Genomic DNA, 13,793 nt, shown 5'->3' on the forward strand with positions numbered 1-13,793 from the left:
TTAATAACTTAAACTTCGCACATAAAAAGTGCGCTAGAACCTTGAAAATTCAATAAAAACCGGCATTTAAAAAGGCGAGAAGCCTCTATATTTGGTATAATTTAAGTACCACCAAAAATCATCCAAAAGGAGACTCACGCCTTGTCTAAAATTATATCACAGAATGACTTCGATTCTAAGCAGAATGCTGATTCAATCAGAATCTTTTTTGAGAGATTCCGAATTTCATCAATACTAAAAGCATCAAATGTCAGGAAGACAAAAGGCATAGCCCCTGCGCAGATACTGATGTATGCCTTTGCGCTGGTTTTCAAAAATAAGTCCATGTACATGGATATGCTTCTTGGCAGCAATACTGCCACTTTTGCAAAGGACACGTACTACCGGTTCATGAAGAGCATCAGTATCAACTGGATTCGCTTTACAACACTTCTTGCATCAAATATATGCAGGGATGTTATTGCTCCTGCAACTTCAGAGGATAGGGTAAATGCCCTCATAGTTGATGACTCAATCTTCTCAAGAGCTTGTTCGAAGAAAGTGGAAATGCTATCCAAAATCTATGATCATGCAAACAAGAAATTTCTTTATGGATTCAGAATGCTCACTCTTGGATGGACTGATGGCAATACATTCCTACCAGTGAACCAGATCCTGCTGTCATCTTCAAACGAGAACAAACTTATCAGCAGCAATGATGTCGACCGCAGGAGCAATGGATTCAAGCGCAGAAAGCTTTCTGTGATGAAGGGTACAGACGCAATGATCGAACTGATCAAAGAAGCCAGAAAAGCTATGATACCTGCTGATTATGTCCTTTTTGATACATGGTTTGCTTCTCCTAAAACACTGACAGCTGTTGAAAGACTCGGTTACGATGTGATTGCAATGATCAAGCGTTCTGACAAAATGTCTTTCATCTACAGAGGCGGGAAGTATACTTTGAAAGAACTCTACAAAATGAACCGCAAGCGTCGTGGCAGATCGAAATATCTTCTCTCTCTGGTAGTTGAAATTCAGAAGGACGACCGCAAGATTCCTGTAAAAATCGTATTTGTTAGAAACAGATCAAACAGAAAGGACTATCTGTGTCTTATCTCAACAGACTACAACATCGATGAAGAGGAGATGATCCGCATTTACTCAAAACGCTGGAAAATCGAGGTGTTTTTTAAGGTATGTAAGAGCTACCTCAAGCTAGCTAATGAGTGCAGATCGCTTTCGTATGATGCAATGACGGCGCATACAGCTGTCGTTTTTGCCAGATACATGATGCTTGCTGTGGATAATAGGGAATCTGAAGATCCTCGCACATTGGGCGAGCTGTTCACTTATTTTGTAGATGAGCTTGCAGATGTCACTTTTGTTCAGGCATTCAGGATGATCATGGAGCTGTTCTCCGATATGATGGCAGAAAGATTTGAGCTTGGAGAAGAAGAAATATCATCAATGATCGATACTTTCATTTCTGCACTGACACCATCCATGCAGCGACAGCTACAGGTTTCATGATGGTACTTAATTGCCAATTTTTATTGAGTTTTCAAGGTTCGAATGCAGTTTTAGAACTGCGAAGTTTCAGTTAATAATATGAAGGATAGTATTCCAACAAAACAATGACATTAATTATATGTTTTTTATGGTTAGTACAGTGGAATTATTATAATTAAGTCAAATGCACAGTTCATTAGTCTGTTTATTGGAAAGAGTAACTTGGTGAATGTTAAATTTATGAGAAAAACTGGCATCATAGACTATGATATACTAAAAACGGCGACAGATAATGGGTTTTATAATGAAAAGAGAAAAGGTTATTAAGTGTGGAGTAATCAAATGAGCTTTTTTTATGACGATGGTACGAATGAACCATATGATGCTAATTCTATACGCATTGAACAGAAAAATTTCTCTGTATTCCAAGTAATGCATTGGATTGATACGAATATGCTAATTATGCAACCAGAGTTTCAGAGAAATCTAGTATGGAATGTTAAGGCAAAATCATTACTTATAGAGTCTCTTATTTTGAGAATTCCTATTCCGGTATTTTATTTTAGCGAGGATTATAATGGTGTAAAGGCGATAATCGATGGATTACAGCGAACGAGCGCTATATATGAATACCTGAGCGGAAAGTATAAGCTTAAAGGGTTACAATATCTAAAAGATTGTGATGGATTAACCTTTGAACAACTTAGCCCCAATTACAGAAGACGGATAGAAGATACTCAATTATCTATAAATATGTCGACATTGTTATCAGCGAATTGCTTTTCCCATCTGGATAAGGTGCTTAATCCAATTCCAAGGTTCTTGGCACATTCAGCTTGAGTCAGATCAGGGTGTTCCTTTCGATAGTTAACAGCATCCAACTTGAACTGCTTTGGGTGTTGCTTGTTCTTTCTAGGCATAATGAGTTCCTCCTCTTGTATTATATGATATTTAAGGGATTAACTCATTTTAAAATGTACTAATTAGATGCTAACACTATTATAGAGTAGAGGATACAAGAATGAGTTATACCATAGGCGTATTAGGCGGAATGGGAACATATGCTACAATTCATCTTTTTCAACAATATGCGATACTATTTCCTGCTGAAAAGGAGTGGGATAGACCTAGGATAATAATTGATAATAGGTGCACGATGCCTAGTAGGGTAAGAGCATTCCTTTATAATGAAAAGAAGGATCAGCTTGTGGCTGAGATGTCAGAGTCTATTTCAAATTTAGTGAATGCTGGGTGTAATAAGATAATATTGGCCTGTAATACTTCACATCTGTTTTTGCCAGAGATATATAGAATGTATCCAGATTACAAAGAAAAGATAGAGAATATTATTGATGCATGTGTAAACAAAATGGTAGAGGATGGTGTTAAGCAAACATATCTTCTTGGGACTGAGGGGACAATTGAATCAAAGATATATCAAAATAAGCTAAAGAGTAAAGGTATCTTTTGTGATTCACCGGCAGTCGATGAATATAACAAGCTTAGGGACTGCATTGAAGCGGTAAAGATAAATAAATATCCGGATAGAATAGAAAAAACATTTTTGGAATTAGTAAATCGACATGCAAACTGTATACTGGGATGCACTGAACTGCCAATCTTATATGAGAAATATAAAGCGGCAATTAATTGTACAAATATTTATGATCCACTTTACATTGCTCTTAACAATGTACGGTTAGAATATGAGAAAAACATCCATCATGCTAAGCCAAGTGAAGAATAGTATAGGGTTAGAAATACCTTTGAGTAGTTGGAATAATGGAATATTAGTAGAATCAATTAAATACGTTTGTGTCATATCAAAAGAAAGCTTCCTGTATGATTTAAACAGGGATTGACCTAAAAAGAATACCTCAAGTAAAGTTGGATTGTTACTGACCTGGCAGTTGGTAATAATCCAAGACTACAAGAGGTATCTTACATGAATGCTAAAGCAAATGAAAACAAAAATCAAGTAAACAAAGCTTTCTCGGTGATAAACACTTTATCAGCCGAAGAAAGACAGTCAAGAATCGATGATCTTCTCAAGACAATGCAGGCTAAGACCTGGCATGATCTGGAAGCATCAGGAAAGTTTGATAAGAATGCCAAGCTCTCTTTTATATCGGAGGACATGCTTATAGTAGGATGCGATATAGGCAGTGAAACTCATTATCTGAGAGCTATAGATATACGAGGCAGAGAACTCAGCAAAAAACCATTTTCATTCACGAATAATGAAGAAGGATTTGAAGCTGCAAAGGCATGGATGGTTGAGCTTGCTGCAGTAAATGGCAAAAAGCAGATATTATTAGGACTTGAGCCTATAGGTCATTACTGGTTCTGTATAGCGACATGGCTTATAAGCAATGGTATCAGTGTTGTACAGGTAAATCCATATGCAGTCAAGCAGACAAAGGAGGTTGAAGACAACAGCCAGTTAAAGGATGACAGAAAAGATCCCAAAGTAATAGCAAATCTGGTAATGAACGGAAACTATGGTATGCCATATCTTCCAGAGGGCATATACGCAGATCTGCGTAGTCTCTCGCTTCTAAGGAGTCAGCTTACCGAGAACAGGATCCGTTGTGCAAACAGGATGCACAGGCTAATGAAAATACACTTTCCTGAATATAAGGACGCATTTGGAAGAGTGGATGGAAGTTTTGCTTTAGAAGTATTAAAGATTGCACCATTTCCAAAGGACATAGTTGCATTGGGTGAAGATGGCATAAGAGAGATTTGGCACAATGCTAAGCTAAGAGGACGCGGCTATAGCAGGGCAGCTGAACTATTCAGATATGCCAGTACAAGCGTGGGAAGAAATGAAGGCGCAGAATACGACAGAGAAGCTGTCAGATGGTTTGTGGAAGAAATGCTCTCTCTAGATGAAAAGCTGACCACAATAGAGGCAGCTATAAATACGAAGTGTATGGAAATACCACACGCTGAAAACATTCTTGAAATATCTGGTCTGGGTCAGAACATAGTTGCAGGGATCATATCTTCAATGGGGGATATTGATAGATTTGACGATGTTAAGGAAATACAGAAACTAAGCGGATTAAACCTTGTTGCATGCAGTTCAGGAAAACATAATGGTGAAACCAAGATAAGCCACAGAGGACGCAAAGAATTGCGAACCTGGCTGTTCCAAGGAGCTAAATCGGTTGTGGCTCATGCTGAAGAATTCCAGTTGATACATGAGTACTACACTACACGGCCGAAGAATCCGCTAAAGAAGATGCAGTCGCTGATAGTTATAGCATGCAAGCTTCTGAGGATTATATTTGCGATCCTCAAGAAAGGCGTCATTTATGACCCTCAAAAGATGCTTGATGATATCAAGAGATTTGAGAACGCTGAGACAGTAGCTGCATAAATAAGTATCACATTTCCGGAATCCTGCCGAGCTGTTGAATGCAGTGCGACAGCTGAGCAGGGTTCCGGATGGTAACCCGTTAACAGTAGGGGGACATCTCCTACAGAACAACTACCAACATATGCCTTTAATGGATTGCGTCCACCGCTTGTCGGTACCATTCAAGACATATAGGTCAGTTAGTAAGTACCAAAGACAAACAAGAGCTGTAGCTGGCGGGAGTTCTCTCCATAGGGCCTAGACCTTGCAAGAAAGCTTTGCTGGCACTTGGTGTATGAGTAGGTGGGACGAAGGAAGTTGGGACACGATCCCTTTAGACACGGAAGGTTCACCATCATGGTTGATCAAAGGAATTATAGCCTTTATAGAGCAAACAAAGGGATGCTTTATTAGTGCTACCTTCAATCAGCTATTCAGTATATGATATATGACTATTCATCACCTCTGGCTCCTGTTAAATAGGTATATCAACAAACAAAAAGCTCATAAATACTGAAATTTGAGCTTGAAATTATAGGAAGGAAAAAGATGTTTTATCTGGTAAGCATCATATGAGGAAACATGAAAGCGTTAATACTTGCAGCAGGATATGGGAAGAGGTTACAACCACTCACGAACGTGATACCTAAGTCTATGGTAGAGGTTAATGGTACACCATTATTAGTCAATGCGCTTGATAATCTAATTGAAGTGGGGATAAAAGAAATTGGCATAGTTGTTGGCCATATGGCTGATTATATAAAAGACAAGATTGGTAACGTGTATAAAGGTGCGGTAATTACCTATTATGAAAATAGTCGATATTTAGAAACAAATAATGTTGTAAGCCTTTATATCGCAAAGGATTTTTGTAATGATGATATGCTCATGCTTGAATGTGATATTTATTACAATAAGGACATTATTGAGCAATTGATGAGAGGAAAAGGAGAATGCAGCATATTAGTATCCCCCTTTAATCGTGAGACAATGGATGGAACTGTTATTCGAGTTGAAGAAGATAAAGCAATCGAGTTAATTCTAGGCTCTTGGCAAAAATCAGATTTTGAATATGCAGATGTTAGAAAAACTGTGAATATGTATCGTTTTACGAAAGAATTTGTATTAAAATACATACCATTGGTTAGTTGGTATGTAAAAGTGATGGGTGAACATAGTTATTATGAAAAAGTGCTTGGAAGTTTGCTGTATCTTAAGGAATGTGATATTCGCGTGGTAGAAGTGCCAGAAAATGCGTGGTGCGAGATTGATGATGCAGATGATTTGGCGAGAGCCCGTGAAGTGTTTGAAAAGTAAATTTTTTATAAGTGAAAGATCGCATTTAATTATTCTTAGTATAATCAAGTAGGAGTTTTATAAAAATGTCTAATGATAGCAAATCAAAAGAAATGAAGCTGGCTAGTTTTTTTAATGAAAAAACAAACGGAAAACTTTGGCATATTTCTCGCACTTTTTACTATGATTATAGACATTTATTGAATTCATTTAGACTTCCTAAAGGAAAACGATATTTCAGCTTAGAAAAGAAAATTGAGAAAAAGCCAGTTGATAAAGCAATAGAATTGATGAACGATCTTTTTAAAGAAAATGAGGCTATTATATCTCAAAAAAAGAAAATTAGAGTTGGCTTTTGTGTCTATTCTTCAGCCGAGTGGCAATGTGAGAAAGTGTATCGCTATATGGAAGCAGATGATCGATTTACTCCATCAATTATTCTTTGTGGACTTAATACAGACAATTCTTTGCTGACAAATCGTACTTATATGACTACATGTCGTTATTTTGAAGAAAAAGCTACCTATTCTCTGGATTACTACGGCTGTGAAAAGCATAGTGATCATGATAATACTTTGGATGAATATGATATATTATTTTATTTTCAGCCTTCTAGTAATTATCTTCCGGAGGCTATTAATTTTGCTTATAGACTTCAAAATCAATTGATGCTGTTTGTATTGTATGCATATAAATTAGAAAGTGGCAAGGATGTTCATGTAAAAAGAAACCTTAATGGAGTAGATCTGTTGCAGATGTTTTGGATGCATTTTTGCACCAACTATCCTGAGTATTTAATTAGAAAAAATAAGAAACTTAGGGCATATAATGCGATAGTCACTGGCCTACCCAAAATAGATGATTTGCTTGATAAAACATATGAAACTCGGTATGAATTGTTTAAGACGACAAGTGACACTAAATATAAAATAATATGGGCACCTCACTTCAATATGGAAGATAATATGAATGGGACTTTTTATGAGAATTATACTTGGTTTTATGAATATGCGCGTACTCATTCTGAATATAGTTGGATTGTGCGCCCTCATCCGCGTATGATGAAAGGCGCTTTAAAAAAGGGAGTATTTGAATCTGAAGAAGCATATGATGAATATATGGATAAATGGGATGAATTGCCCAATGCGAGGGTAATTCCTTTTGGTGACTATTACGATTTTTTTGATTCATCGGATGCCATGATTACGGATAGTTTGTCTTTTATATACGAGTATTCATTTACACAAAAACCACTTCTAGTTTTGTTGCCGGAAAAACCTAGAATTCTTAACGAAGAAGCTGAAAAACTGGTGAAAAAAGGTTGTTATAGTGCGTGTGGAAGCGACTTTGAAAGCATAAACAGATTTATAGAAGAGTATATTAGTGATGATCCCATTAAGGAGTCTAGATTGTCGGCATTTAAAGAAATCCTAGACATTAGAGGAAAATTAGGAATGAGCACATCAGAATATATATATAAATGGGTTTGTGACCGCATTTATCCAAAGTAATATTATTCTATTAGTATTATTGATAATATGTAAAGATGCTAAGAGGAGTCATCATAGATAAGTGATGAAATGGAGTTTTATCTTGCGGAAAATAGCTAAACTTTTAACACCATGTGCATTAGCTTTTTTATGCATAAATATTTTATGTTTTGGCTATAATAGGGATGCAGAGTGGCTTGAAAGAGCTGGAGGGGCAACATCTGGCATATATGTGCCCTTTCACTATATTGTTAAGTCTGATGAAGGATTAGCTATTACTACTGTAGACCAAAATGGCTATCTGAATCCTTCGGCTAATTTGGCAGAAAAGTACATTATTTGTTATGGGAATTCTCAGACAAATGGAGTAAATGTTGGTTATGGAAATAGATATGCTGACCGATTGAATGATTTTTTGACGGATTATGAAGATGATATAAGAAGAGTTTATGTTGTTGCAAAAGGTGGAAATAGCGTGGCAGATTTAATAAAAGGCTTTAAGGCACTTACCATTGAGTTTCCAAATTCTGAAGCAATAGTACTACAGATGTATGAGATGGATAGTCCGGATGAAATGATTTCTGCTTACGAAGAACAAGTGCTTTATAAGGATGAGTATTCTGCTGAGTGTTTGAAAAAAACTAGAAGTGGAAATAACAAAATAATTGGAGCTATTAAGGAATGGTTGCCAGCAGTGGCTTATCTAGCTAATGTACAAATTCCGTTGCTTTTTAAAGCAGATGAGAACCCATTCTTTCAAGCGGGGAATATAATAGTTGATCTTGAGAAAGAAAACTCACCAAATATTACCTACTTATCTGATGATGAAGAGAAAAAGGTGGTAGATAAGTATTGCGAAGTATTGGAAGGCCTTAATAAGGAGTATGATGGAAGAATTATTTTTTTGTATGAACCATACGTACAAATAGATAAGAATGGTGAAATGAGTATAGTATATGACCCATACTATACGATGTTTGATCAGGCATGTAGTTTGACTGGAACTACTTTATGCAATGTGGGACAGGACTTTATTAATGCCTATTGTCAAGATTACACTGTTGCATATGGCTTTTGGAATACAAGTATCGGAACTGGACATTTGAATTCTAATGGGCACAGAATTATTGCCATAAGATTATATGAAGAATATCTAAGAAATTTAAAATGATGATAATAGTTTTGGAGTTTGAAATGTATGACATTTAATTCACTGCCTTTTTTTGCTTTATTTGTTATAACATATTTGTTAGTAAAAGTATTACAAACAAATGAGATAAAATTATGGGTTCTTCTTATAGCGTCATATGTTTTTTATTCTTATTGGGATGTTAGATTTTTGCTATTGATGCTATTGATGGAATATGTAAGCTATTTAGCAGCAATTAAAATTGAATTAAACAGAAAAAAAGCCAAGAAATATCTTGGATCTTCTGTAGCTTTTTCACTTTTTATTTTGAGCCTTTTTAAGTATTTTGGCTTTTTTCTGCAGCAAATAGAAATGCTTATGGGAAAAAATGCATTACATTGGAGAATCGTTCTTCCCATTGGAATATCGTTCTACACGTTCCAATGTATTAGCTATGTAGTTGATGTATATAGAGGCGAGATAAAGGCTAGGAAAAAATTTAGAGACGTTTCTTTGTACATATCATTTTTTCCACAGTTAGTTGCAGGACCTATAATACGTGCAAAAGATTTTTTGCCTCAGATTGATAGTGATTTAACCTTGACAGGAGAAAATTTGAGTGAAGGAATTCAAATTTTCTTGTGGGGATTATTTAAGAAAGCAGTGGTTGCAGATCGACTAGCGGTTTGTGTAGATGCAGTTTGGGCATCTCCTAAAGCATATTCTTCATTGTCTATATGGTGTGCTGCTATATCATATTCACTGCAAATTCTTTGTGATTTTTCTGGATACAGTGACATGGCAATAGGCATCGCAAGAGTATTTGGATTTTGCTTTCCATTGAATTTTGATTTGCCATATATTTCAAAAAGTCCAAAAGAGTTTTGGAAGCGTTGGCATATTAGTCTTTCTCTGTGGTTGAGGGATTATTTATATATACCTTTAGGAGGAAATCGGAAAGGCAATATAAGAACATATTTGAATCTTTTGGTAACGATGCTACTCGGAGGCCTTTGGCATGGCGCTAATTGGACTTTTATAATATGGGGAGTAGTACATGGAATAGCGTTAGTGTTAAATAGATTGTTTGGAAAAACGAAAAATGATAGCTTAAAAAGTAATTATGTATCTAGACTGAAAAATATAATAAAAATCTTTTTGACAAATTTGTTTGTTTTATTATGTTGGATTCTGTTTAGGTCTGAGTCATTGTCTGATGCGGGCGTTGTAATACAAAGAATGTTTGTTCCTTCTCGTGGAATTAACTATGTTTTCACGTGGAGTGTGTTGTTTTTTGTTGGATCTGTTGCATTTTACTTTTGGGCTTACAAAAATGGGGGACACATAGAGTATAAATTTATAGACTCAAGCAAGACGATTGATCTATATTGTTTTTTTCTACTGGTGGCTTTGATTATGGTGTTTGGCTATTTGGGATCAAATGCATTTATTTACTTTCAGTTTTAAAAACATATATGATATGCAAATTCGTGTGCGCAAAGTCGGAATCTATCTCAAAAACTAAATGAGAAAAGAATAGAGAGATAAAAATGAAAAAAATAGCATTTGTAATATCATCACTTGATTTGGGAGGAGCGCAAAGAGCAGTTGCGAATATAACGTTATCGCTAAAAGAAGATTATGATATTGATATTATTCTCAATGATGATTCGAATATAGTTTATCCATATAAGGGCAATATTTGTTCATTGGGAATAGAAAATCCTAGTGATAGGACTAACTTGCTTTATCAGGCAAGGGTTTTTTTTTCAAGAATAAGGTATTTGAGAGACGCAAAAATAAATAATAAGTATGATGCCGTAATTAGTTTTTTGGATAGTGCCAATATTGCTAATATTTTGAGTGGTAATAAGCATTGTAAAACTATTATTTCAGTGAGGACTAATCTATCTGAAAGCCATGGATGGAAATATAGGTATATTGTAGGATTATTGGCTCGTTTATTTTATAACAGGGCTGATCTGATAGTGACTCTTTCAAACGGAGTCAGAGAAGATTTGATTAATAATTTTTCCGTTCAAGACAGCAAAGTATGTACAATATATAATGGCTATGATGTAGACGATATTGTTGTCCAGAGTCATATGCATGTAAAGTTTGAGATAGATGATAATTGCATAAACTTTGTTTCGATGGGAAGATTAACATATGCGAAAGGTCAGTGGCACTTGATTCGAGCTTTTGCGGAGCTTTTCAAGACACGAAAAAACATCAGATTATATATTTTAGGTGTAGGTGAACTAGAAGGGTATTTAAATTCTTTAATTAAGGACTATGAGTTGGAAGATGTAGTATATTTAGTTGGTTTTATTGAGAATCCATATTCACTGTTGGATAAAATGGACGTTTTTGTATTTCCATCTTTGTATGAAGGCTTTGGAAATGCTCTTGTTGAGGCTATGGCCTGTGGATTGCCATGCATAGCAACTGACTATAAGAGTGGTGCGAGAGAAATACTTACAAACGGATATGATGGTCTGATTAAAGATGCATTCTTTGCAGAATATGGGATTATTGTTCCTGGTATGTCTACTGATTATTGGGCAAAATATGATAATCTTGACTCAAATGAAATTGTTTTGATGGAAGCTATGATGAAGATGGTTGATGATAGTGATTTGAGAAATCACTATTCCAAAATGTCTAGAAATAGAGCAAGGCAATTTTCATTGGAAAGGGTGGCAGCAGAGTGGGAAAAGATTATTTGACATTTGGGTTTGACATTTAAATCAGATATGTGAAAGGTTGTAGATGAATGAAAAAGACAATAAAGTCTGCAAAAAGGATTATAACCCAAGTTAATGATATACTTTCATCTAAGCAGAAATGGGAGTTGATCCTTCTGTTTCTGTTAATGCTATTAGAAGCAGGACTAGAATTATGCGGTGTTGCACTTATTTCGCCTTTTATAAATCTTATGGGAAAAGTAGATTGTTACGTTGATAGCCCATACTTGGGGTGGATATATCATCTTGGTATACGTTCACATATGGGATATATCATTTTATTGGGAATAGCAATTATTTTGGTATTTATAGTAAAAAATATAATTGCTATTGTTTGTTCATATTATAGATTGGATTATGCTAAAAGATTTAAGGTTGATATTTCGTGCGAAATATTGCGTTCATACTTGGGCAGGGGGTATGAATTTTTTTTAAATACTAACAGTTCGGTTGTTCAAAGAAGCCTCACCGAGGATGTAGTTAAGTTATATGAGTTGATAATTAGATTACTTGAAATGGTTGCGGCATTGTTAACCTCTGCTGTGTTGGGAGTGTATCTTGTTATTCTAGATCCTGTTATTGCAGTAGGAGAGTTATTAATAATCGGAATATGCTTTTCAATTATTACAGTGTATTTTAAAAACCGGATTAAGATGGCTGGTAAGAATTATCGGAAAGCTTATGCCAATCTTATAAAGTGTAATAATCAAATTGTTGGTGGAATAAAAGAAATAATGATAATGGAACGTAGGAATATTGCATTGAATCAGTTTAGACGCTGCGCGATCGAAGAGGGTAACACTCGTTTGACTGATATGTTTTTTCAGAGCTGCCCAGATCGGATAATAGAAGGTGTTTCTGTAGGGGGCTTTATTGGAATGGTTTGCATTAGACTTTTACAGGGAGCCGAAATTAACAAGCTGGTTCCGATTTTAGCAGCTTTTGCCATGGCGGCATTCAAGATATTAAGTAACGTATCTAAAGTATCCACTAGAATTAACGCAATTGTATATAGACAAGCGTCTTTAAATGATTGTCATGACAACATTATGAATATTAAGAAAAATTGTGACCATTTCTCATGTAATAGTGGCTATGGATATGATAGAAAGGAACAATTATTAGGATTTGAAAGACAATTATCTGTTGAGAATATTAGTTGGAAATATGATGGTTCAGATAAGAATGTATTAAATGGGATTTCTTTTTCTATAAATAAAGGTGAATCCGTAGCTTTTATTGGAGCTTCTGGTGCTGGTAAATCAACACTTATAAATGTTATTTTAGGATTACTAAAGCCAAATGCAGGGAAAATTTTGATAGATGGTGAAGACATATATGATGGTGAAAAATCTTTAAAAGGGATCATGGGATATGTTCCACAGATGGTTTTTTTGATTGATGATACAATTAAAGCTAATGTGGCTTATATGATTCCTGAATCTGAAATATCAGAGGAGAGAGTGTGGGAGGCACTGGAAAAAGCTCAGATAGCTGATTTTGTAAGAGAACTACCGGATGGAATACATACAGTTGTAGGTGAGCGAGGAATTAAATTTTCTGGTGGACAGAGTCAGAGAATTTCAATAGCTAGAGCTTTGTATAATGATCCGTATATACTGGTTTTGGATGAGGCCACCTCTAGTTTGGATACAGATACTGAGACCGCAGTTATGGAAGCAATAGATCATCTTCATGGTGTTAAGACACTTGTCATAGTAGCTCATCGGTTAAGTACGATAAGAAATTGCGACAAGGTTTATGAGATAAAAAATGGAAAGGCTATTCAGATTAAGTAGCAATTGATTTTGTGCAATATATGAGTGCTTACTTTTAAACGGATAGGTAGCTCAAATGCCCACAGACTATTAAAAAATAGATACATGACGAGGATTAACGCAAAACATGAATATTGCCCCAAAGCTTGCTAAACGTAAGCCCTCATCCATGAGTACTGGATATCAAAAATCCCCGCATTTCTGCAGGAATCTGATATAAATATATGCACTTTGAAAATTTAAGATTTTTTAAATCTGCTAGGACATTTTTCCTGGACGTTTTTAGACCAGGGAAGAAGATCATCCAGGAATCTAAGATCATGGTCATCCATGTGCTTAGGAATTTCTGATAACAGCAGTTCAAAATACTCATAAGTACAGAGTTCTTTCGGGCTATTGTAAATGGTCTTATGGCCTGCTCGGCATAGTTATTATCCATAGGAACCCGGCCATCAGTGAGGAACTTACGAAGGTATTCTTCCTGATTAATGCTGTAGG

General features: G+C 35.5%; 10 protein-coding genes and 2 pseudogenes. 10 read left to right on the forward strand and 2 right to left on the reverse strand.

What is annotated here, in order from left to right; genetic code table 11:
• Positions 1-141: 141 nt before the first annotated feature.
• Together G613_RS0117380 and G613_RS20240 are read left to right on the forward strand one after the other, a co-directional pair.
• On the forward strand, positions 142-1,512 hold the full coding sequence (locus G613_RS0117380; protein WP_029232373.1) for an IS4 family transposase: 1,371 nt from the start codon (positions 142-144) through the stop codon (positions 1,510-1,512).
• Between the two features lie 441 nt (positions 1,513-1,953).
• Positions 1,954-2,169, forward strand: a pseudogene (locus G613_RS20240) (DUF262 domain-containing protein); the annotation flags it as partial.
• Positions 2,170-2,228: 59 nt separating this feature from the next.
• Here the strand turns inward: G613_RS20240 and G613_RS19360 are convergent.
• Positions 2,229-2,411, reverse strand: coding sequence for a hypothetical protein (locus G613_RS19360; RefSeq protein ID WP_081647941.1), 183 nt, complete (start codon positions 2,409-2,411; stop codon positions 2,229-2,231).
• 101 nt (positions 2,412-2,512) lie between these two features.
• Here G613_RS19360 and G613_RS0117390 point away from each other — a divergent pair, with 101 nt between their 5' ends.
• The 8 genes from G613_RS0117390 (at position 2,513) to G613_RS0117425 (ending at position 13,316) form a co-directional block, all read left to right on the forward strand.
• The gene (locus G613_RS0117390) at positions 2,513-3,238 is read left to right on the forward strand and encodes an aspartate/glutamate racemase family protein (RefSeq protein ID WP_029233784.1); all 726 of its coding nucleotides are present in this window, start codon (positions 2,513-2,515) and stop codon (positions 3,236-3,238) included.
• A 198-nt stretch (positions 3,239-3,436) separates the two neighbouring features.
• Positions 3,437-4,876 carry an IS110 family transposase gene (locus G613_RS0117395; RefSeq protein ID WP_029233785.1) on the forward strand — a complete coding sequence of 480 codons (1,440 nt, stop codon included), beginning with the start codon at positions 3,437-3,439 and terminating at the stop codon, positions 4,874-4,876.
• Between the two features lie 561 nt (positions 4,877-5,437).
• Positions 5,438-6,172, forward strand: a complete 735-nt coding sequence (locus G613_RS0117400; protein WP_029233786.1) for a phosphocholine cytidylyltransferase family protein — start codon at positions 5,438-5,440, stop codon at positions 6,170-6,172.
• Between the two features lie 65 nt (positions 6,173-6,237).
• The gene (locus tag G613_RS0117405) at positions 6,238-7,662 is read left to right on the forward strand and encodes a CDP-glycerol glycerophosphotransferase family protein (protein ID WP_029233787.1); all 1,425 of its coding nucleotides are present in this window, start codon (positions 6,238-6,240) and stop codon (positions 7,660-7,662) included.
• An 82-nt stretch (positions 7,663-7,744) separates the two neighbouring features.
• Positions 7,745-8,812 carry a hypothetical protein gene (locus tag G613_RS0117410; RefSeq protein WP_155828123.1) on the forward strand — a complete coding sequence of 356 codons (1,068 nt, stop codon included), beginning with the start codon at positions 7,745-7,747 and terminating at the stop codon, positions 8,810-8,812.
• Between the two features lie 27 nt (positions 8,813-8,839).
• Positions 8,840-10,237 carry an MBOAT family O-acyltransferase gene (locus tag G613_RS0117415; RefSeq protein ID WP_029233789.1) on the forward strand — a complete coding sequence of 466 codons (1,398 nt, stop codon included), beginning with the start codon at positions 8,840-8,842 and terminating at the stop codon, positions 10,235-10,237.
• A gap of 83 nt (positions 10,238-10,320) precedes the next feature.
• Positions 10,321-11,499 (forward strand): glycosyltransferase, encoded by a 1,179-nt coding sequence (locus tag G613_RS0117420; RefSeq protein ID WP_029233790.1) that lies wholly within the window; start codon positions 10,321-10,323, stop codon positions 11,497-11,499.
• A 47-nt stretch (positions 11,500-11,546) separates the two neighbouring features.
• The gene (locus G613_RS0117425; protein WP_029233791.1) at positions 11,547-13,316 is read left to right on the forward strand and encodes an ABC transporter ATP-binding protein; all 1,770 of its coding nucleotides are present in this window, start codon (positions 11,547-11,549) and stop codon (positions 13,314-13,316) included.
• A gap of 218 nt (positions 13,317-13,534) precedes the next feature.
• Here G613_RS0117425 and G613_RS20175 read toward each other — a convergent pair.
• A pseudogene (locus tag G613_RS20175) lies at positions 13,535-13,793 on the reverse strand (IS66 family transposase); the annotation flags it as partial.

Source organism: Butyrivibrio sp. VCB2006 (assembly GCF_000420945.1).
Classification (GTDB): domain Bacteria; phylum Bacillota; class Clostridia; order Lachnospirales; family Lachnospiraceae; genus Butyrivibrio.

What these genes read in the sequence shown, in the direction of transcription:
- G613_RS19360 (WP_081647941.1), bottom strand. Translation starts at nt 2,411, where the DNA reads ATGCCTAGAAAGAACAAGCAACACCCAAAGCAGTTCAAGTTGGATGCT.
- G613_RS0117390 (WP_029233784.1), top strand. Translation starts at nt 2,513, where the DNA reads ATGAGTTATACCATAGGCGTATTAGGCGGAATGGGAACATATGCTACA.
- G613_RS0117395 (WP_029233785.1), top strand. Translation starts at nt 3,437, where the DNA reads ATGAATGCTAAAGCAAATGAAAACAAAAATCAAGTAAACAAAGCTTTC.
- G613_RS0117400 (WP_029233786.1), top strand. Translation starts at nt 5,438, where the DNA reads ATGAAAGCGTTAATACTTGCAGCAGGATATGGGAAGAGGTTACAACCA.
- G613_RS0117405 (WP_029233787.1), top strand. Translation starts at nt 6,238, where the DNA reads ATGTCTAATGATAGCAAATCAAAAGAAATGAAGCTGGCTAGTTTTTTT.
- G613_RS0117415 (WP_029233789.1), top strand. Translation starts at nt 8,840, where the DNA reads ATGACATTTAATTCACTGCCTTTTTTTGCTTTATTTGTTATAACATAT.
- G613_RS0117420 (WP_029233790.1), top strand. Translation starts at nt 10,321, where the DNA reads ATGAAAAAAATAGCATTTGTAATATCATCACTTGATTTGGGAGGAGCG.
- G613_RS0117425 (WP_029233791.1), top strand. Translation starts at nt 11,547, where the DNA reads ATGAAAAAGACAATAAAGTCTGCAAAAAGGATTATAACCCAAGTTAAT.